The organism is Caulobacter sp. Root343 (assembly GCF_001425745.1).
In the GTDB taxonomy this organism is placed as follows: Bacteria; Pseudomonadota; Alphaproteobacteria; order Caulobacterales; family Caulobacteraceae; genus Caulobacter.
Genome location: NZ_LMDF01000012.1, coordinates 34,913 through 53,045, shown reverse-complemented (window position 1 = coordinate 53,045; position 18,133 = coordinate 34,913). Strand labels below are relative to the sequence as shown.

Below are 18,133 nucleotides of genomic sequence, written 5' to 3'. Positions count from 1 at the left end.
AAGCGGAACACGAGTCGAGTCCCTATCTTCGGGCTGGCGCTTTGTTCCGCGGATGGGCATGTGCTGGGGCGAACGACACGCCAGAAGCGGAGCGCGACGTGGACGACAAGACCTGGGGCGAGAAGCGGGTTCTTCTGATCGTCGGCGGCGGCGTGGCGGCCTACAAGGCGCTGCTGCTGACCCGGCTGCTGCGCAAGGCGGGCGTCGGCGTGCGGCCGATCCTGACCAAGGCCGGGGCGGAGTTCGTCACGCCGCTGTCCCTGGCCGCCCTGGCAGAGGACAAGGTCTATGACGACCTGTTCTCGCTGACCGACGAGGCCGAGATGGGCCATATCGAGCTGTCGCGCTCGGCCGACCTGATCGTGGTCGCCCCGGCGACGGCTGATCTGATCGCCAAGGCCGCGAACGGCCTGGCCGGCGACCTGGCCTCCACCACCCTCTTGGCCACTGACAAGCCGGTGTTGATGGCGCCGGCCATGAACGTGCGGATGTGGCTGCACCCGGCCACCCAGCGCAATATCGCCACCCTGAAGGCGGATGGCGTCAGCTTCGTGGGGCCTGACGAGGGGGCCATGGCCTGCGGTGAGTTCGGACCCGGCCGCCTGGCGGAGCCGGAAGAGATCTTCGCGGCGATCGTCGCCATGCTTAAAGGTCCCGCTGGCCGACCGCTGGTCGGCAAGCGCGCCCTGGTCACCGCCGGCCCGACGTTTGAGCCGATCGATCCGGTGCGCGGGATCACCAACCGCTCCAGCGGCAAGCAGGGCTTCGCCATCGCCGAGGCCCTCGCCAAGCTGGGCGCAGAGGTCACCCTGATCGCCGGCCCCGTCGCCCTGCCGACCCCGGTCGGCGTCAAGCGCATCGACGTCGAGACCGCTCGCCAGATGCTGGCCGCCAGCCAGGCCGCCCTGCCCGCCGACGTCGGCGTCTTCGTGGCCGCCGTCGCCGACTGGCGGGTGGACGAGGCGTTCGGGACCAAGCTGAAGAAGGAAAAGGGCGGCCCGCCGGCCCTGACCTTCGTCGAGAACCCCGATATCCTGGCCACGCTGTCGGCCACCGGACCGCGACGGCCCAAGCTGGTCGTCGGCTTCGCGGCCGAGACCGACCATGTCGAGGACCACGCCCGCGCCAAGCTGGCCCGCAAGGGCTGCGACTGGATCATCGCCAATGACGTCACCGAACCTGGCGTGATGGGCGGCGGCGAGAACGCCGTGCTGCTAGTCACCAAGGACAAGACCGAGCGCTGGGACCGCGCCGCCAAGGACGTGGTCGCCGCCCAGATCGCGCAGAGGATCGCCGAGGCGCTGGCTTAGCCCCCTGGCCTGAGGCCCGGCAAATCAGCTATGGCCGGGCGGTCTTCCAGCTCCAGGAACCACCCGCATGTCCGCCATTCCCGCCGGCCTCGCCATCCGCTTCAAGCGCTGGGAAGGCAATGCCGACCTGCCGGTTCCGACCTACGCCACCGCCGGGGCGGCGGGCTTCGACCTGCGGGCTTCCGTTCCCGAGCACGAGCCGATCGTACTGAAGCCTGGGTCGCGCTGCATGGCTCCGACCGGCTTCTCGGTGGCGGTCCCCGATGGCTTTGAGATGCAGGTGCGCCCGCGCTCGGGCCTGGCCTTCAAGAACGGCGTCACCGTGGTCAACGCGCCCGGCACCGTCGACAGCGACTATCGCGGCCAGGTCTGCGTGTTGCTGATCAATCTGGGCGAAGAAGACTTCACGATCCGCCGGGGCGACCGCATCGCTCAAGGCGTCATCGCCGCGGCTCCGCAATGGCCGCTGGTCGAGGTCGAGAATCTGGACGCGACCGACCGCGGCGCCGGCGGCTTCGGTTCGACCGGAGTCTAGCCCCCGGCGTGCACGGCCCGTAGGCCCAACACCAGATAGCCGCCGAAGCCGGCCGCGAAGGCGGCCGCCGCCATCCAGAGCACCGGACGGATCATGTCGAGCGGCGACTGGCCGATCGGGGGGTGGGACTTCATCGGAACCTCCTGCGACCGTGAGCGGGGCCGGCGGAAACGCGCCGGAGGAGATACGCGCTCCGGGCCGCATGGTTGCGTTGGGGGAGCGGCTTTTACTGTGCCGTGATTCCGGCGCAAGCGGAAATCGTGATTGGCGATTCCAGGACCTTCAGCACTCCAAGCCAGGCCCCTCGTCGCCTCGCGCAGGGTCGCCGGAAGTCGCGCCGTGTCTAGAGGAACGGCCCCGTCACCAAACCTTCGCCGAAAACTTCTCCAGTCGCCGTTGAATTTTGGACGACTGCGTCCATTTATCCCTTGAAGCGCGCGCCGGAGGGGACTATCCGGCGCGCTTGAAGCCGTTCGACAAGGGTCTGGGTCATGGCGTCGCCTGATAATACCGCTGGCGTAAAATCCGCGGGTCGCAAGAAGCTGGTTCCGATGGTCGTGGGCGGGGTCGTCCTGATCGGCGTGATCGTCGGCGGGACCCTGTGGTTCCTCGACAAGCAGCGCTACGAGGCCACCGACAACGCATTCGTCCAGGCCGACACCGTGCAGGTCAGCCCGCAGGTCTCCGGCTATGTCGCCGAGGTGCTGGTGGCCGACAACCAGCGCGTCGAGGCCGGCCAGGTGCTGGCCAAGATCGACCCCTCGACCTTCCAGGCTCGTCTCGATCAGGCGATCGCCAACGCCGGCGCCGCCGACGCGGCCATCCGCGCCATCGACGACAAGTCGAGCCTCGAGCAGGCGATGATCGCCCAGAAGGCCGCCGGCGTGACCAGCGCCCAGGCCGACGCCGGCCGCGCCAAGGCCGACCTCGACCGCTACGACGCCCTGGCCAAGCAAGGCTGGGTCTCGCAACAGAAGGTCCAGACCGAGCGCGCCGGCGCCACCCAGACCGCCGCCGGCGTCGCCAGCGCCCAGGCCGCTCTGGAAGCCGAACGCCGCGCCGCCCAGTCGTTGGGCTCGGCCAAGGCCCAGACCATCGCCCAAGCCGCCGCCGCCCACGCGGCCGTGCAGCAGGCCAAGCTCGACCTGGAGCGCACCGTGATCCGCGCACCGGTCGGCGGCGTGGTCGGCGCCCGCTCGGTCCGTCCGGGCCAGCTGGTCCAGCCGGGTATCGCCCTGATGTCGGTGGTGCCGCTGGGCCAAGCCTATATCGTCGCCAACTTCAAGGAGACCCAGGTCTCGCGCATCCGCGTGGGCCAGCCGGTCGAGATCAAGGCCGACGCTTTCGGCAAGCAGAAGATCGTCGGCAAGGTCGACAGCTTCGCGCCCGCCACCGGCCAGGAGTTCGCCCTGATCCCGGTGGAGAACGCGGTCGGCAACTTCACCAAGATCACCCAGCGCCTGCCGGTGAAGATCGTGGTTGACCGCAGCCAGCTGGGCGCGGCCCTGCGTCCCGGCCTGTCGGTCGAGATCAAGGTCGATGTCCGCGACCGCTCGGGCCTCTCGTTCGCCGAGGCTGGCCAGGCCATGCCGCAGGTCGCCCGCCAGGGCGTGGACCGCTAGAGGCGGACGCGTCATGACCGACGCCGTCGTCCCCGCGTCTTCGGCGCCCGCCACGCCCCAGATCAACTGGACCAAGCTGTTCCTTGGCTTCGGGGCCATGGTCATCGGCCAGTTCATGGCCATCCTCGACATCCAGATCGTGGCGGCCTCGCTGCCACAGATCCAGGCCGGCGTCGGGGCCAGCACCGACCAGATCAGCTGGATCCAGACCGCCTATCTGATCCCGGAAGTCGTGATGATCCCGCTGTCGGGATATCTGTCGCGGCTGTGGGGCACCCAGCGCCTCTATCTGATCTCGTGCACCGGCTTCATCATCATGAGCGTGCTGACGGGCCTCAGCTCGTCGATCGACATGATGATCCTGACCCGCGCCCTGCAGGGCTTCATCGGCGGGGCGATGATCCCGACGGTGTTCGCCGTGGCCTTCACCGCCTTCCCGCCCGAGCGGCGCATCACCGCCAGCGTGATCATGGGCCTGATCGTCACCTTGGCCCCGACCGTCGGCCCGACCCTGGGCGGCCATCTGACCGAGGCGCTGTCCTGGCGCTGGCTGTTCTTCATCAACGTGCCGACCGGCCTGATCGTGCTGTTCGGCGTCTATCGCTGGGCCGATTTCGACAAGGGCGATCCCAGCCTGGCCAAGGGTTTCGACTGGTTCGGCCTGGCGGTGATGGCGATTTTCCTGATGAGCATGCAGTACGTGCTGGAGGAAGGCGCCAAGGACGACTGGTTCGACGACACCGCCATCCTGTGGCTGACCGTCGTGGCCGCGATCGGCGGCGCGCTGTTCATCTGGCGACAGCTGACCTACCGCAACCCGATCGTCGAGCTGCGCGCCTTCGCCAACCGCAACTTCACGGTCGGCGTGCTGATGACCGCCGTCTCGGGCGCCAGCCTGTTCGGCGGCACCTTCCTACTGCCGCAGTTCCTGGGCCGCGTGCGCCACTATTCTGCGTCGGAGGTCGGCACGACGATGGTCGTCTCGGGCCTGTCGATGTTCCTCACCGGCCCGATCGCCGGCCGCCTGGTGCGCAAGACCGATCCGCGCGTGCCGATGTTCATCGGCTTCCTTCTGGCCGGCTGGGGCATGTACATGGCCCACGCGGTGACCAAGGACTGGGGTTTCTGGGAGTTCGCCGGCGTCCAGGCTTGCCGCGGCGTTGGAGTCATGATCGCCATGATCGCCACCCAGCAGATCACGATGAGCACCCTGCCGCCGCACATGGTCAAGAACGCCTCGGGCCTGGTGAACCTGTCGCGCAACACCGGCGGGGCGATCGGCCTCGCCCTGCTGGCCACCTCGATCACCCAGCAGACCGCGCTGTACTACGACGACATGTCGTCGAAGCTGACCACCGGCAGCGCCGGAGCCGCCGCGATGATGGCGGGCCTGGCCCAGCGGATGGCCCAGCTGGGCGTTTCCGACCCCGACGGCGCGGCGCGAAAGGCCTTTTCGGGCTTCCTGCAGCAGCAGGCCACGGTGATGGCGTTCGGCGACAGCTTCACCCTGCTGGCCTTCGGCTGTTTCGTCGCCGCCGGCGTCTCGCTGTTGGCCCGCCCCGCGGCCAACGCCCCGCCGCCCCCTTCGGACGCCCACTGATATGCCGCGCGTTCCCGGACAGATCGACGTCGCCAAGACCGAGGCCATCCTCGACGCCGCCGTCGAGGTGATCGGCGAGCGCGGCCTCGCCGCGCCGATGGAGGCGATCGCCCGTCGGGCGGGGGTCTCCAAACAGACGGTCTACAACCACTACGGCTCCAAGGCCGAGCTGATGCGGGCGCTGATGCAGCGCCGGGTCGAGGCCATCACCGCCTCGCTGCGCGAGCCAGGCGCGGTGGACAATCCGACCGCCGCCCTGGAGGCCTATGCCCGCTCGGTGCTGGAGACGGTGATCACCGGCAAGAAGTATTCGATGCTGCGGGTGATCATCCTGGGCTCGGGCGACCTGCCCGACGTCGCCCGCGAGATCTTCGAGGCCGGCCCCCTCGCCGCGCGCCGGCAACTGGCGGCCTTCCTGAAGACGGAAACCGAGCTCGGCCGCATGAAGGTCGAGGACTTCGAACAGGCGGCGGAGTTCTTCTCCGGCATGGTCATGGGCCAGAGCCAGCTGCGGTCGCTGCTGCGCCTGCCGGCCGACAAGACCCCGGAAGAGTACGGCCGCCTCGCGCGGGAGGCGGCCGTACGTTTCATGCGGGCCTACGCGCCGTAAAATCAGGCCTCTTCGGCGTCCGGCATGCCCATCATGTGGAAGCCGGCGTCGACGTGGACGACTTCGCCCGTGGTCGACTTGCCCAGATCCGACGCCAGCCACAGCGCGCAGCCGGCGACGCCCTCCATCGAGGTGTCTTCCTTCATGGCGCTGAACGCCCGGCCCTGGGCGATCATGCCGCGGCCGCCGGCGATGCCGGCCAGGGCCAGGGTGCGCATGGCCCCGGCCGAGATGGCGTTGGCGCGGATGCCCTTGGGCCCCAGGTCGCGAGCGATGTAGCGGGTGGAGGCTTCCAGCGCCGCCTTGGCCACGCCCATGGTGTTGTAGTTCGGGATCGTCCGCTCCGACCCCAGATAGGTCATGGTGATCAGCGAACCGCCGTTGGGCATGATCTTCGAGGCGCGCTTGGCCACGTCCACGAAGCTGAAGGCCGAGATGTTCATGGCCAGCAGGAAGCCCTCGCGGCTGGTGTTCTCCACGAACGAGCCCTTCAGCTCGTTCTTGTTGGCGAACGCCACCGAGTGGACGACGAAGTCCAGCGTGCCGAACGCCTTCTCGATTTCGGCGAAGGCCGCGTCCATCGAGGCGTCGTCGGTGACGTCACAGGGGATCATCGTCTTGACGCCGATGCTTTCGGCCAGCGGCCGCACGCGGCGCTCCAGTTCCTCGCCCTGGTAGGTGAAGGCCATCTCGGCGCCTTGGGCGGCCAGCTGGCTGGCGATGCCCCAGGCGATCGAGTTGTGGTTGGCCACGCCCATGACGAGGCCCTTCTTGCCCCGCATCAGCTCGCCCTTGGGGAACGCGTAATCGTCGGCCATGTGTCGGGCCCTCTTTCGCAAATCGTTGACCGTGGTTAGCAGGGGCTCGCGCCGGGCGGAACCCTTTCCGGTCGGCTCAGCGCGTGGCCATACCGGCGAAGGCGGCTTCCAGCGACCGGGTGAAGACGGTCGGATCGAAGACGCCGGAAGTCTCCAAGGCCTTGCCCAAACGCGCTTTGAACACCGCAAGCGCCGTTCGATCGGCCGCCAATCCGACGGCCTTGGCGACGTAGGCGGCCCTGTCCACGGCAATTAGCTCCGGTACGTCGAGCGCGGTTAGCAGGCTGGCGCCGACCCGGCTGGCGAAGCTCGCGCCCGGCAAGGTCAGGAGCGGGACGCCCATCCGCAACGCGTCGCTGGCGGTGGTGTGGGCCCCGTAGGGCCAGGTGTCCAGCACCAGGTCCGCCAGGGCGTGGCGGGCCAGATGCTCGGCATGGGAGACGGGCTCGGCGAAGATCAGGCGATCCGGCGCGATCCCCGCCGCGGCCGCATGGGCCCGCAGGTTGTCGGCCGCCCCCGGCGCGCCGGCATAGAGCCACAGCACGCTCTCCGGCGCCGCCTTCAGGATCGCCATCCAGGCGTCGAAGGTTTCCGGCGTAATCTTGGAAGGGTTGTTGAAGCAGCAGAAGACGAAGGCGTCGTTCGGTAGGCCCGCCCGAGTTCTACTCGGCGGCGGTAGAACCGCGCCCAAAGCGTCGTTGGGTTGGTAGAGCGGCAGGCGGACCACCGCCTCGGACCAATCGGACTCGGCGCCTGGCGGGAGGGTCACGGCATCGGCGATCACGACGTCGGCATGGGCGCCCAGCGTGCCCGGATAGCCCAGCCAGCTGACCTGAACCGGCGCGGCGCGATGGGCCAGGATCCCCGGGCGACCGTCCTGAGTGTAGCCCTTCAGGTCGACGGCGATGTCAACGCCAGCGTCACGGCACAAGGCGGCGGTCGCCGCGTCGCTCAGGCCGCGCGCCTCGATCCAGTGTTCGCAGGCCGCCTTCAATCTGGCCTGCATCGGGCCGCCGGTCTCCGGGCCGTACGAGACAGCGAAGATTTCGAACCGCGATCGGTCATGCGCCTCGAGCACTCCGGCCAGGAGGCGGGCGGTAGCGTGCTCATGCAGGTCCGAGGACAGATAGGCGATGCGGATCCGCTGGCCCGCCGGTCGGACCGGCCATACCGGCGGCGTAACCGCCGGCGGCGCGCTCAGCTGGGCGCAACGGCGATGCAGGACCGGGATGTCGAAGATCGCCAGGGCCGCGAACGGCGCGATGGAAGGCCGGCCGAGCTTCAGGTCCGCCTTGACCAGCATGTCCAGCGCCGCGTCCTCGCTCCAGTCGCAGATCTGGCGGCGCGCCCACATCAGGTCGCCCGCGACGCGGGGATAGAGGGGGTCGAGCTCCAGCACGCCTTCCAGGTCGCGCGCGGCCTCGGCCGGGCGGTTCAGCAGCGACAGCAGGGCCGCGCGGTTAGCCAGGGCCCTCGCTTCACGCGGCGCGGCGCGGACGGCCAGGTCGTGGGCCGCCAGGGCGTCCTCGAACCGGCCCAGGTCGGTGAGCGCGATCCCACGATTGCAGAGGACGTCGACGAAGTCGGGCTCGATGGCCAGGGCCGCATCATAAGCGACGAGAGCCTCGCCGGGTCGCCCGAGGCGTCGGAGGGAGACGCCCAAGGCGTTGAGAACCGGGGAATTTTCGGGATCGACGACCAGAGCCGCTCGCGCCGCGACCACCGCCTCCTCGTCCCGCGTCAAGGCGGTCAGGGCCAAGGTCCGCGCGGATAGTAAGCCAGGTCGCTTAGTATCCAGCGCCAAGCCGGCGTCCAGCGCGGTCAGCGCCGCCTGGGCCTGGTTCAACCCAAGCCGCGCGACGCCCAGCAGATGCCAGGCCTCGACGCTGGGCGTCTCGACCACCAGCCGCTCGCACAGAGCGGCGGCCTCGGCCATCCGGCCGGCTTGGTAGAGGGCGAAGGCCTCGCGGGCGGTCGCCAACGGCGTCCTAGTCGACGCGGCTGAAGATCAGCGTGCCATTGGTGCCGCCGAAGCCGAAGCTGTTGGACATCACCGTTTCCAGCGCCTTGTCGGCCCGCTTGCGCAGGATCGGCAGGTCGGCGAATTCGGGATCCAGTTCCTCGATATGGGCGCTCTCGGCCGCGAAGCCGTTGTTGAGCATCAGGATCGAGTAGATGGCCTCCTGCGCGCCGGCCGCGCCCAGACTGTGGCCGGTCAGGGACTTGGTCGAGGAGATCATCGGCGGCTTGTCGCCGAACACCTCGCGCACCGCGCCCATCTCCTTGCTATCGCCGACCGGCGTCGAGGTGCCGTGCGGGTTCAGATAGTCGATGGTCCGGCCGCCAGCCTCGGCCATGGCCAGCTTCATGCAGCGCGCCGCGCCCTCGCCCGACGGGGCGACCATGTCGTAGCCGTCGGAATTGGCCGCGTAGCCGACCAGTTCGCCGTAGATCTTGGCCCCGCGCGCCTTAGCGTGCTCGTATTCTTCCAGCACCACGACGCCGGCGCCGCCGGCGATCACGAAGCCGTCGCGGGCCTTGTCATAGGCGCGGCTGGCCACGGCCGGGCGGTCGTTGAAGTTGCTGCTCATGGCGCCCATGGCGTCGAACAGGTTCGACAGGGTCCAGTCCAGCTCCTCGCAGCCGCCGGCGAAGACGATGTCCTGCTTGCCCAGCTGGATCTGCTCGGCGCCCGCGCCGATACAGTGAGCGCTGGTCGCGCAGGCCGAGCTGATCGAATAGTTGATGCCGCGGATCTTGAACCAGGTCGACAGCACCGCCGACGGGCCCGAGCTCATGGCCTTGGGCACGGCGAACGGACCGATCCGCTTGGGACCCTTTTCCTTCGTGGTGGCGGCGGCCTGGACAATGATGCTGGTCGAGGGGCCGCCCGAACCGACGATCAGGCCGGTGCGCTCGTTCGAGACCTCGGTCTCGCCAAGACCAGAGTCGGCGATCGCCTGTTCCATGGCGATGTGGGCGTAGGCCAGGCCGGGCGACAGGAAACGGGCCGCGCGGCGATCCACCAGCGGCTCCCATTCGATCTGGGGCGCGGCGTGAACCTGGCAGCGGAAGCCCAGCTCGGCGTATTCGGGGGCGGCGACCACCCCCGACTTGGCCTCGCGCAGCGACGCCAGGACTTCATTGGCGTTGTTGCCGATGGACGAGACGATTCCCAGTCCGGTGACGACGACGCGACGCATGTCTCTAATCCTCTTCTCCCCCCAACCATCAGGGGGCCGGCTCTCGAACGGCCGGTCTCGTCCAATGGATCTTTGTCTTCTAACCGATCAAGACGCCATCTGCTCGGCCGTGAACAGGCCGACCTTCAGGTCCTTGGTCTCGTAGATCACCTTACCATCGGCTTCCAGAACGCCTTCGCCGATTCCCATGACCAGCTTACGCATGATCACCCGCTTGAGGTCGATCTTGTAGACGACTTTCTTGACGTCCGGCGTCACTTGGCCGGTGAACTTGACCTCGCCGACGCCCAGGGCGCGGCCACGGCCGGGCGCGCCCGACCAGCCCAGGAAGAAGCCGACCAGCTGCCACATGGCGTCGAGGCCCAGACAGCCCGGCATGACCGGGTCGCCGATGAAATGGCAGCCGAAGAACCAGAGGTCCGGATTGATGTCGAACTCGGCCTCGACATAGCCCTTGCCGTACTTGCCGCCGTCGGACTCGATCCGCACGATCCGGTCGAACATCAGCATCGGCGGGGCCGGCAGCTGGGCGTTTCCGGGGCCGAACAGCTCGCCGCGGCCGCAGGCCAGAAGTTCTTCGAAGGTATAGGCGTTCTTCTGCATGGGGACGCCCTAGCACGGCGGCGGGTCAGGCCTCAACGTTTCCCTGTCGAAGGGCGTTCCTAGCCCTTGCGGCACTGGACCGCCGGATCCGCGCCCCAGATGTCGCTTTCCCGCGCCCAGCCGGACGAGCCGTCAGCGCGCAGCCGGCACCAGCCCTTCTCGCATTTGTCGAGGCTGGCGATGGATCGGCCCTTAAGATAGGCGCTGATCTTGGCCCCCGCCTTGGGGGCGCTAAGCAAAGGCGCGTTCGTGGGCTGCACGCGCATGGCCGAGCGCCGGCCGTCGGTGGTGCGCTTGTGCACCCAGGCCACGCCGCCCTCCGGATCGCAGATCCGCCGCCACTCGCGCGTTTCGGCGATCACCTGCACGGGCAGGCCCTTGGCATGATAGATCCACAGCAGCTGATGGGCCTCGTCCGGGCCGTTGCGCGCATTGACCTCGGCATATTTCAGCGAGACGTAGCGCGGCACGTCCAGGCCCGACGGGGTGATCTTCGGACCCTCCGCGGCCGCCGGCCCCGCCAGGGCGGACACAATTCCGACCACGGCCAGGGCGAAACCGGCTCCAAGTGGCGTGCGAGACGAACGTTGTTCTGTTTTCGACGGCATGTTGCTTGGCCCCTTCGGGCCCCTTTGCTACAGCTTTCAAACGCCCGTCAGTGAGAGCTTTTCAAACCGCCCATGGCCGCCCGCAAGCTCAAAGTCATCGTCACCCGCAAACTCCCCGATCCGGTGGAGACGCGGATGTGCGAACTGTTCGACACCGAACTGAACGTCTCCGACAAACCCTTGACGGCGGATGAACTGGTCGACGCCATGAGCCGGGCCGACGTGCTGGTGCCGACGATCACCGATCGTATCGACTCCCGCCTTCTGTCGCGATCCGGCGATCGGCTCAAGCTGATCGCGAATTTCGGGGCCGGCGTCGACAATATCGACGTCGCCACCGCCAACGCCCGCGGCATCATCGTCACCAATACGCCCGGCGTTCTCACCGAAGACACCGCCGACCTGACCATGACCCTGATCATGGCCGCCTCGCGCCGGATCGTCGAAGGCGCGGAAGTGGTCAAGGCGGGCGGCTTCCACGGCTGGTCGCCGACCTGGATGCTGGGCCGCCGCCTGTGGGGCAAGCGCCTGGGCGTCATCGGCATGGGCCGGATCGGCCAGGCCGTGGCCCGTCGCGCCAAGGCCTTCGGCATGCAGGTGCACTACCACAACCGCAAGCCGGTCAGCCCGCGCATCGCCGAGGAGCTGGGCTGCACCTACTGGGAAAGCCTGGACCAGATGCTGGCCCGGATGGACTTCGTTTCGGTCAACTGCCCGCACACCCCGGCCACCTATCACCTGCTGTCGGCCCGCCGACTGAAACTGCTGCGGCCGCACGCCATCGTCGTCAACACCGCCCGCGGCGAGGTGATCGACGAGGGGGCCCTGGCCAACATGCTGGCGCGCGGCGAGATCGCCGGCGCCGGCCTGGACGTCTACGAGCACGAGCCCGCGATCAATCCCAAGCTGCTGAAGCTGCCCAATGTCGTGCTGCTGCCGCACATGGGCTCGGCCACCGTCGAGGGCCGGATAGACATGGGCGAGAAGGTCATCGTCAACGTAAAGACCTTCATGGACGGCCACCGGCCGCCGGACCGGGTCATTCCGTCGATGCTTTAAGGCTCGGCCGGCGCCGGATGCGCCGCCAGCCAGGCCTTCAGATCGTCCGCCGATCGCTGCGGGATCTGCTCCATCGGCAGGTGGCCGACGCCCGGATAGAGGATCAGGGTCGCGGCCGGTATGGCCTTGTGGAACTGCTCGCCGTCGGCGGCCGGGATCAGCCGGTCGTCCTGACCGAACATGATCAAGGTCGCGACGTGGATGCGCGCCAGATCCGCGGCCGTGGCCGCGCGGCGCGGCCGCTGACCCAGCAGGATGTCGCGATGACCTGGCCCGCGCGCCAGGTCGACATAGCGCTCGACCAGGGCCGGCGTGACCAGTTTCGGATCCACATAGGCCGAGCGCAGGGCCTGGGCCATCAGGGGGCGGATCTCGATGTCCTTCAGCACCCGGCGGCCGACCGGATTGCCGAGGAACTTGAAGATCATGCCGCCGCCTCGGCCGGGCGTCGGCCAGCCGGCGGCGTCGACGAGGATCAGGCGCTCCACCCGGTCGGAATGGTCCAGGGCATAGGTCCAGGCGACCTCGCCGCCCATGGAATTACCGCCGAGCGTGAACCTTGAAAGGCCGAGCCGCCGGGTAAGATCGTCGACCACCGCCTCGTAGCCATCCGGACGCGCGACATAGGCCGCGCCGGTCCGTGTCAGGCCATGGCCCGGCAGGTCTAGAACCACCACCCGATAGTCCGTCGACAGCGCCTTGACCCACTCATCCCAAGCGTGGGTCGAGGCGGCGAAGCCATGAATCAGCACGATCGCCGGCGCTTCGCGTGGGCCGACGTCGCGATAGTGGGCTCGCACACCGCCGGGCAGGTCCACATACTGCGAGTCCGCATAGCCATACCGCGCCTCCAGCGCGGCGTAGGGTATGTCGGGCCGTTGCAGCAGCAGCCAGCCGATCGCCGCCAGCACGACAATCAGCGCCAGGGCGGTCGCGAGACCGCGCACCAGGGTCTTCATGCCGCCCTCCCCGCGATATGGACGCCCTTGTCGGATCTGAGCGAACGATGTTCTGTCAAATTCGTCAAGCGCCACAGGCTGTGCAATGGGGATCAGCCCCGATCCGCACCGTGCGGGTCTCGGCCGCCAGGGCGTCATAGATCAGCAGCTTGCCGGACAGGGGCTCGCCCGCGCCGGCGATCAGCTTGACCGCCTCCAGCGCCATCATCGAGCCGATCACCCCGGCCAGGGCCCCGACCACACCGACCAGGGCGCAGGTCTCGGCGTCCGGCGGAACCTCCGGCACCAGGCAACGGTAGCAGGGCCGGCCGTGGAACACCCCGACCTGGCCGGTCCAACGGCCCAGGGCCCCGCTGACCAAAGGCTTGCCGTGGGCGAGGCAGGCGTCGCTGACCGCGAAGCGGGTGGCGAAGTCGTCGGTGCCGTCGAGCACGAGGTCATACCGCGCCACCAGGTCGCCGGCGTTGGTCGCGTCCAGCCATACCGGATGGGTCTCGACCGTTGTATGCGGGTTCAAGGCTGACAGGCGCTCGACCGCGGCCTCGACCTTGGGCCGGCCGACGTCGGCGGTGGCGTACAGCACCTGGCGCTGCAGGTTCGACAGCGACACCGCGTCCGGATCGACCAGGCCGATCGTCCCGACCCCGGCGGCGGCCAGGTACAGCGCCGCCGGCGCGCCCAGCCCCCCGGCCCCGATCACCAGCACCCGGGCGGCCTTGAGCTTCTGCTGGCCGGGACCGCCGACTTCGCGCAGCACCAGATGGCGGGCGTAGCGCTCGACCTCGACGTCCGAGAAGCTCATCGGGAAAAACTCATGGCGCTTGACCCTCCGGCCCGGCCTCGCCACATGCGAAGCCATGCAAAGCTCGACTTCCTTCCCAGACTGGCACGGCACGACCATTCTGGCGGTGCGCAAGAACGGACAGACCGTGATCGCCGGTGACGGACAGGTCTCCATGGGCCAGACCGTCGTCAAGGGCAACGCCCGCAAGGTGCGGCGACTGGCCGGCGGCAAGGTGGTGGCGGGCTTCGCCGGCGCCACCGCCGACGCCTTCACCCTGATCGAGCGCCTCGAGGCCAAGCTGGAGCAGTATCCCGACCAGCTGGCCCGCGCCTGTGTCGACCTGGCCAAGGACTGGCGCACCGACCGCTATCTGCGCCGGCTGGAGGCCATGCTGCTGGTGGCCGACAACACCGCCATCTACACCGTCACCGGCGTCGGCGACGTGCTGGAGCCCGGTGAAAGCCCCGGCGGCGCGGCGGTGGCGGCGATCGGTTCGGGCGGCAACTACGCCCTGGCAGCCGGCAAGGCTTTGATCGACCAGGACCTTTCGGCCGAAGAGATCGCCCGCAAGGCGATGGCCATCGCCGCTGAGATCTGCGTCTACACCAACGGCAACCTGACCGTCGAAGCCCTGTAGGCTTTCGTCGCAAACGGCATGCGCGACGGATTTCCCCGGCCCAGGGTCGGGTCAGGGGAGATCCTTCATGCTCAAGACCATGCTCAAGCCCGTTCTGGCCGCCGGCGTCGCGCTGACCTTGGCCCATGCCGCTCAAGCCGCTCCCAAATCGCCTGCCCGACAGGTCGAAGCCGCCGAACGCGCCTTCGCCGCCGACGGCTTGGCCTTGGGCATCCGGAGCTCGTTCCTGAAGCACATGGCCGACGACGCGATTGTCTTCGGCCCCGCCCCCGTCAGCGCCAAGGCGCTCTATGGCGGGCGCTCCGGAGAAGGCGAGCCGAAGCTGGAATGGTGGCCGGCCTGGGTGGTGGCGGCCCGGTCGGGGGACCTGGGCCTGTCCATCGGGCCTTCGGCGATCAACGGCAAGCGCGGCGGCTGGTACGCCAGCATCTGGCGCAAGGACGCCGACGGCCGGTGGCGCTGGATCTACGACGGCGGCGGACCGGCCGACGCGATCTCGGCCCAGGGGCCCGAGACACCCGCCATGGTCGGCCCTGTCGCCCAGTCCGGCGAGGCTTCGCCCGCTAAGGCCTTCGACGCCGTGCGGGCGCGCGAAGCCGCTCTTGCCGAAGCCGCCGGCCAAGACGTCGCCGAGGCCTACAAGGCCGTGCTGGCCCAGGACGGCCATATCCTGGGCCCACGCGGCACGCGGGCCCTCGCCCCGAACGCCGTCGAGGCGCGGCTGGCCCTGCGCCCGGCCACCATGGCCCTGACCCTGCGCGGCGGCGGCGCGTCCAAGGCCGGTGACTTCGTCTGGACGCACGGCGAAGCGCAATGGCGTGAAGCGGGTCAAAATTCCGTCGCGGGCCACTATATGCATGTCTGGCAGAAGCGCCCCGATGGGTGGCGCCTGATCTTCGAGGCCCTGATCAACGACCGATGACTGAGTTTTCCCCCCGCGAGATCGTTTCCGAACTGGACCGCTATATCGTCGGCCACAACGAGGCCAAGAAGGCCGTCGCCGTGGCCCTGCGCAATCGCTGGCGCCGCCGCCGGGTTCCCGCCGACCTCCGTGACGAGGTGACGCCCAAGAACATCCTGCTGATCGGCCCTACAGGCGTGGGCAAGACCGAGATCGCCCGCCGCCTGGCCAAGCTGGCCCAGGCCCCGTTCCTGAAGGTCGAGGCCACCAAGTTCACCGAGGTCGGCTATGTCGGTCGCGACGTCGACCAGATCGTCCGCGATCTGGTGGAGAGCGCGCTCGGCATGGTCCGCGACAAGCGCCGCGCCGCCGTCAAGGCCAAGGCCGAGGCGGCCGCCGAGGAGCGGATCCTGGACGCCATGACCGGCCCCGGCTCGACCGCCGCCCGCGACAGCTTCCGCCGGAAGCTGCGGGCCGGCGAGCTGGACGACAAGGAGGTCGAGCTGCAGCTGGCCGACACCGGCGGCCAAAGCTTCGAGATCCCCGGCCAGCCGGGCGCGGCGGTGCTGAACCTGTCGGAAATGATGAAGTCGTTCGGCGGCGGCCGCACCAAGACCCACAAGACCACCGTCTCCGCCGCCTGGGCTCCTCTGATCGCCGAGGAAAGCGACAAGCTGCTGGACCAGGAAGCCCTGACCCAGGAGGCCCTGGAGCTGGCCGAGAACCACGGCATCGTCTTCCTGGACGAGATCGACAAGGTCGCCAGCTCGTCACAGCGCTCGGGCGCGGACGTCTCCCGCGAGGGCGTGCAGCGCGACCTGCTGCCGCTGATCGAGGGCACGACGGTCTCGACCAAGTACGGGCCGGTCAAGACCGACCACATCCTGTTCATCGCCTCGGGCGCCTTCCACGTGGCCAAGCCCAGCGACCTGCTGCCCGAGTTGCAAGGCCGCCTGCCGATCCGCGTCGAGCTGAAGGGCCTGTCGCGTGACGACATGCGCCGGATCCTGACCGAGCCGGAAGCCAACCTGATCCGCCAGCACCAGGCCCTGATGCTGACCGAGGGCGTGACCCTGACCTTCACCGACGAGGCGATCGACGCCGTGGCCGACGCGGCGGTGGCTGTGAACGGTTCGGTCGAGAACATCGGCGCGCGGCGATTGCAGACGATCATGGAAAAGGTGGTCGAGGAGATCAGCTTCTCGGCGGCGGATCGCAGCGGCGAAACGGTCGCCATCGACGCGGCCTATGTGCAGGAGCGTATCGGCGCGCTGGCGGCGAACGCGGATCTCAGTCGCTTTATCCTGTGACGCCGCAGGCCCCCACCTGATCGCTTCGCGATCGTCCGCCCCCAGCGGGGGCGGAAGGTGGGATCCTTCTTCCCCCTCCGGGGAGGAACGCGAAGCGCGGAGGGGGCCAGTATCAGCCCGCCTTGGCCACCGCCTCCATCCCCAGCATCGCCGCCTTGCGCGCCAGGCCCCAGTGGTAGCCGGTCAGCCGGCCGCTCTTGGCGATGGCGCGGTGGCAAGGGATCAGCAGCGAGATCGGATTGGCCCCGATGGCCCCGCCCGTGGCCTGGAATGCCTTGGGCTTACCGGCCCAGCAGGCGACCTGGCCGTAAGTGGCCGTTTCGCCGGCCGGGATCTGCAGCAAGGCCTTCCAGACCTGGACATGGTAGGGCGAGCCGATCAGCACGATCGGCAGCGGCCCCTCCCCGCCCGTGAAGGCGTGGACGGCCGTGGCCAGGGCGGCCTCATCGTCGCGGGTCCAGTCGGCGGCCGGGAAACGGCGGTGCATGTCGGCGAACACCCTCTCGTCTTCGCCGTCCGAAAAGGCCAAGCCGGCCAGGCCGCGATCGGCCATCACGAACAGGCCCTTGCCGAACGGCGTCGGGGCCCAGCCCCAGCGCAGCCGCATGCCCGCGCCGCGCCGACGGACCTCGCCCGGCGTCGCCGCCTCCTGGGCGATGAACAGGTCGTGCAGCCGCGAGGGCCCGGACAAGCCGGCGTCGAACGCAGCGTCCAGCACCGTGCCACCGGCCTCCAGCGAGCGTCGGGCCTCGGCGTGGGCGATGGCCGAGACGAAGCTCTTGGGGCTGACCCCGGCCCAGCGGGTGAAGATGCGCTGGAAGTGGAACGGCGACAGGCCCACGGCCTGGGCCGCCTCGTCCAGCGAAGGGTGATCGGACCACCGCTCGGCCAGCCAATCGAGCGCCTTGGCCATGCGATGGTAGTCGACCGAGCGTTCCGCCAGACGGACCAGCTCCTGGCTGGCCGTCTCGGAAATCGCCGCCGACAGCGGGTTTTCTGAGGAGGAAGCGTCGTATGCCATGCTCATAAGATACGACCCTCGGATAACGGCGTCCGCCCGGTTCTTGCGGTCATGACCAGCGCTCGAGGCGCGCGGCGCGGATCGCCTCCCGCAAAGCGTTGGCGAAGCTCATTCGCTCTTCCGGGCTCAGCGACCGCGCCAGGGTCAGGCGCTTGCGGTAAATCATCAGTCGCACCCGAGTCTCGTGTTCGCCCGGCTGGTCGACGTCGACGCGGGTGAAGGCGGTCGGCGAGGTCCAGACCGTGCGCGCGCCCTTTTCATCCTCGCGGCTGACCGTGACCGCCTCGGCGGTGACCTGGACCCGCTCCACCCTGCGGGCGGCGCGATCGCTGGCGCGCAGCGCCAGCCACAGCGCCAGAACGTCCAGGCCCAGGAACGGCAGAACCGGCGGCGCGCCCAGCACCAGCAGGAAGATCGCCACCAGCACGTTGAACGCCATCACCACGCCCAGCAGCACGGCCGCGCCCTGTGGGCTCAGCGAGCGATGCGGCGCGATCACGCGGTCCATGTAGATCGGCGAAGCCATGAAGGGACTTGGGGCCATGCCTCGAAT

19 protein-coding genes are annotated in these 18,133 nt (G+C 68.9%); 9 read left to right on the top strand and 10 right to left on the bottom strand.

All coding sequences use genetic code 11. The features are described from left to right. Positions 1 to 98: 98 nt before the first annotated feature. Together coaBC and dut are read left to right on the top strand one after the other, a co-directional pair. Positions 99 to 1,310, top strand: a complete 1,212-nt coding sequence (gene coaBC, locus ASC70_RS23610; protein WP_056055462.1) for a bifunctional phosphopantothenoylcysteine decarboxylase/phosphopantothenate--cysteine ligase CoaBC — start codon at positions 99 to 101, stop codon at positions 1,308 to 1,310. Positions 1,311 to 1,377: 67 nt separating this feature from the next. Continuing rightward, on the top strand, positions 1,378 to 1,845 hold the full coding sequence (dut, locus tag ASC70_RS23605; protein WP_056055459.1) for a dUTP diphosphatase: 468 nt from the start codon (positions 1,378 to 1,380) through the stop codon (positions 1,843 to 1,845). Here dut and ASC70_RS25145 read toward each other — a convergent pair. Continuing rightward, positions 1,842 to 1,979 carry a hypothetical protein gene (locus ASC70_RS25145; protein WP_156136896.1) on the bottom strand — a complete coding sequence of 46 codons (138 nt, stop codon included), beginning with the start codon at positions 1,977 to 1,979 and terminating at the stop codon, positions 1,842 to 1,844. The genes dut and ASC70_RS25145 overlap by 4 nt on opposite strands. A 357-nt stretch (positions 1,980 to 2,336) precedes the next feature. Between ASC70_RS25145 and ASC70_RS23600 the strand changes: the two genes are divergently transcribed. Genes ASC70_RS23600 through ASC70_RS23590 form a run of 3 tightly spaced genes read left to right on the top strand, consistent with a single transcriptional unit; the run spans position 2,337 to position 5,677 of the window. Then, complete coding sequence (locus ASC70_RS23600; protein WP_056055456.1) at positions 2,337 to 3,467, top strand: HlyD family secretion protein; 1,131 nt, start codon at positions 2,337 to 2,339, stop codon at positions 3,465 to 3,467. A gap of 13 nt (positions 3,468 to 3,480) precedes the next feature. Then, positions 3,481 to 5,067, top strand: a complete 1,587-nt coding sequence (locus ASC70_RS23595) for a DHA2 family efflux MFS transporter permease subunit (RefSeq protein ID WP_056055453.1) — start codon at positions 3,481 to 3,483, stop codon at positions 5,065 to 5,067. A 1-nt stretch (position 5,068) separates the two neighbouring features. After that, entirely contained in the window at positions 5,069 to 5,677 is a 609-nt protein-coding gene (locus tag ASC70_RS23590; protein WP_056055450.1) for a TetR/AcrR family transcriptional regulator, read from the top strand. A gap of 2 nt (positions 5,678 to 5,679) precedes the next feature. Here the strand turns inward: ASC70_RS23590 and ASC70_RS23585 are convergent, their stop codons facing one another. The 5 genes from ASC70_RS23585 to ASC70_RS23565 all read right to left on the bottom strand — a co-directional run bounded on the left by ASC70_RS23585 (position 5,680) and on the right by ASC70_RS23565 (position 10,909). Continuing rightward, positions 5,680 to 6,495: an enoyl-ACP reductase gene (locus tag ASC70_RS23585; RefSeq protein WP_047413811.1), complete on the bottom strand. Its 816-nt coding sequence runs from the start codon at positions 6,493 to 6,495 to the stop codon at positions 5,680 to 5,682. 76 nt (positions 6,496 to 6,571) lie between these two features. Continuing rightward, a complete protein-coding gene (locus tag ASC70_RS23580; RefSeq protein ID WP_056055445.1) occupies positions 6,572 to 8,476 on the bottom strand; it encodes a tetratricopeptide repeat protein in 1,905 nt (634 codons plus the stop codon). 7 nt (positions 8,477 to 8,483) lie between these two features. Next, the gene (gene fabB, locus ASC70_RS23575) at positions 8,484 to 9,698 is read right to left on the bottom strand and encodes a beta-ketoacyl-ACP synthase I (RefSeq protein ID WP_056055443.1); all 1,215 of its coding nucleotides are present in this window, start codon (positions 9,696 to 9,698) and stop codon (positions 8,484 to 8,486) included. 87 nt (positions 9,699 to 9,785) lie between these two features. Next, positions 9,786 to 10,301 carry a 3-hydroxyacyl-[acyl-carrier-protein] dehydratase FabA gene (fabA, locus tag ASC70_RS23570; protein WP_047413814.1) on the bottom strand — a complete coding sequence of 172 codons (516 nt, stop codon included), beginning with the start codon at positions 10,299 to 10,301 and terminating at the stop codon, positions 9,786 to 9,788. Positions 10,302 to 10,360: 59 nt separating this feature from the next. After that, a complete protein-coding gene (locus ASC70_RS23565; protein WP_056055440.1) occupies positions 10,361 to 10,909 on the bottom strand; it encodes an SH3 domain-containing protein in 549 nt (182 codons plus the stop codon). A 72-nt stretch (positions 10,910 to 10,981) separates the two neighbouring features. On the opposite strand from ASC70_RS23565, the gene ASC70_RS23560 reads away from it, so the two are divergent. After that, entirely contained in the window at positions 10,982 to 11,968 is a 987-nt protein-coding gene (locus tag ASC70_RS23560) for a D-glycerate dehydrogenase (RefSeq protein ID WP_047413816.1), read from the top strand. Here ASC70_RS23560 and ASC70_RS23555 read toward each other — a convergent pair. Both ASC70_RS23555 and ASC70_RS23550 read right to left on the bottom strand, forming a co-directional pair. Continuing rightward, positions 11,965 to 12,927 (bottom strand): alpha/beta fold hydrolase, encoded by a 963-nt coding sequence (locus ASC70_RS23555; RefSeq protein ID WP_056055437.1) that lies wholly within the window; start codon positions 12,925 to 12,927, stop codon positions 11,965 to 11,967. The two genes, ASC70_RS23560 and ASC70_RS23555, sit on opposite strands and share 4 nt — an antisense overlap. A 64-nt stretch (positions 12,928 to 12,991) precedes the next feature. Continuing rightward, positions 12,992 to 13,729, bottom strand: coding sequence for a molybdopterin-synthase adenylyltransferase MoeB (locus ASC70_RS23550; RefSeq protein WP_056055434.1), 738 nt, complete (start codon positions 13,727 to 13,729; stop codon positions 12,992 to 12,994). Between the two features lie 19 nt (positions 13,730 to 13,748). Here ASC70_RS23550 and hslV point away from each other — a divergent pair, with 19 nt between their 5' ends. The 3 genes from hslV to hslU all read left to right on the top strand — a co-directional run bounded on the left by hslV (position 13,749) and on the right by hslU (position 16,559). Further along, a complete protein-coding gene (gene hslV, locus ASC70_RS23545; RefSeq protein WP_162247263.1) occupies positions 13,749 to 14,348 on the top strand; it encodes an ATP-dependent protease subunit HslV in 600 nt (199 codons plus the stop codon). A 67-nt stretch (positions 14,349 to 14,415) separates the two neighbouring features. Continuing rightward, on the top strand, positions 14,416 to 15,270 hold the full coding sequence (locus tag ASC70_RS23540; protein ID WP_235519608.1) for a DUF4440 domain-containing protein: 855 nt from the start codon (positions 14,416 to 14,418) through the stop codon (positions 15,268 to 15,270). Further along, positions 15,267 to 16,559 (top strand): ATP-dependent protease ATPase subunit HslU, encoded by a 1,293-nt coding sequence (hslU, locus tag ASC70_RS23535; protein ID WP_056055431.1) that lies wholly within the window; start codon positions 15,267 to 15,269, stop codon positions 16,557 to 16,559. Before ASC70_RS23540 ends, hslU begins: the two co-directional genes overlap by 4 nt. Positions 16,560 to 16,671: 112 nt before the next feature. On the opposite strand, the gene ASC70_RS23530 is transcribed toward hslU, so the two are convergent. Beyond that, entirely contained in the window at positions 16,672 to 17,586 is a 915-nt protein-coding gene (locus ASC70_RS23530; RefSeq protein WP_056055428.1) for a methylated-DNA--[protein]-cysteine S-methyltransferase, read from the bottom strand. Positions 17,587 to 17,629: 43 nt separating this feature from the next. After that, on the bottom strand, positions 17,630 to 18,106 hold the full coding sequence (locus tag ASC70_RS23525; RefSeq protein ID WP_056055424.1) for a DUF2244 domain-containing protein: 477 nt from the start codon (positions 18,104 to 18,106) through the stop codon (positions 17,630 to 17,632). Between the last annotated feature and the right edge of the window lie 27 nt (positions 18,107 to 18,133).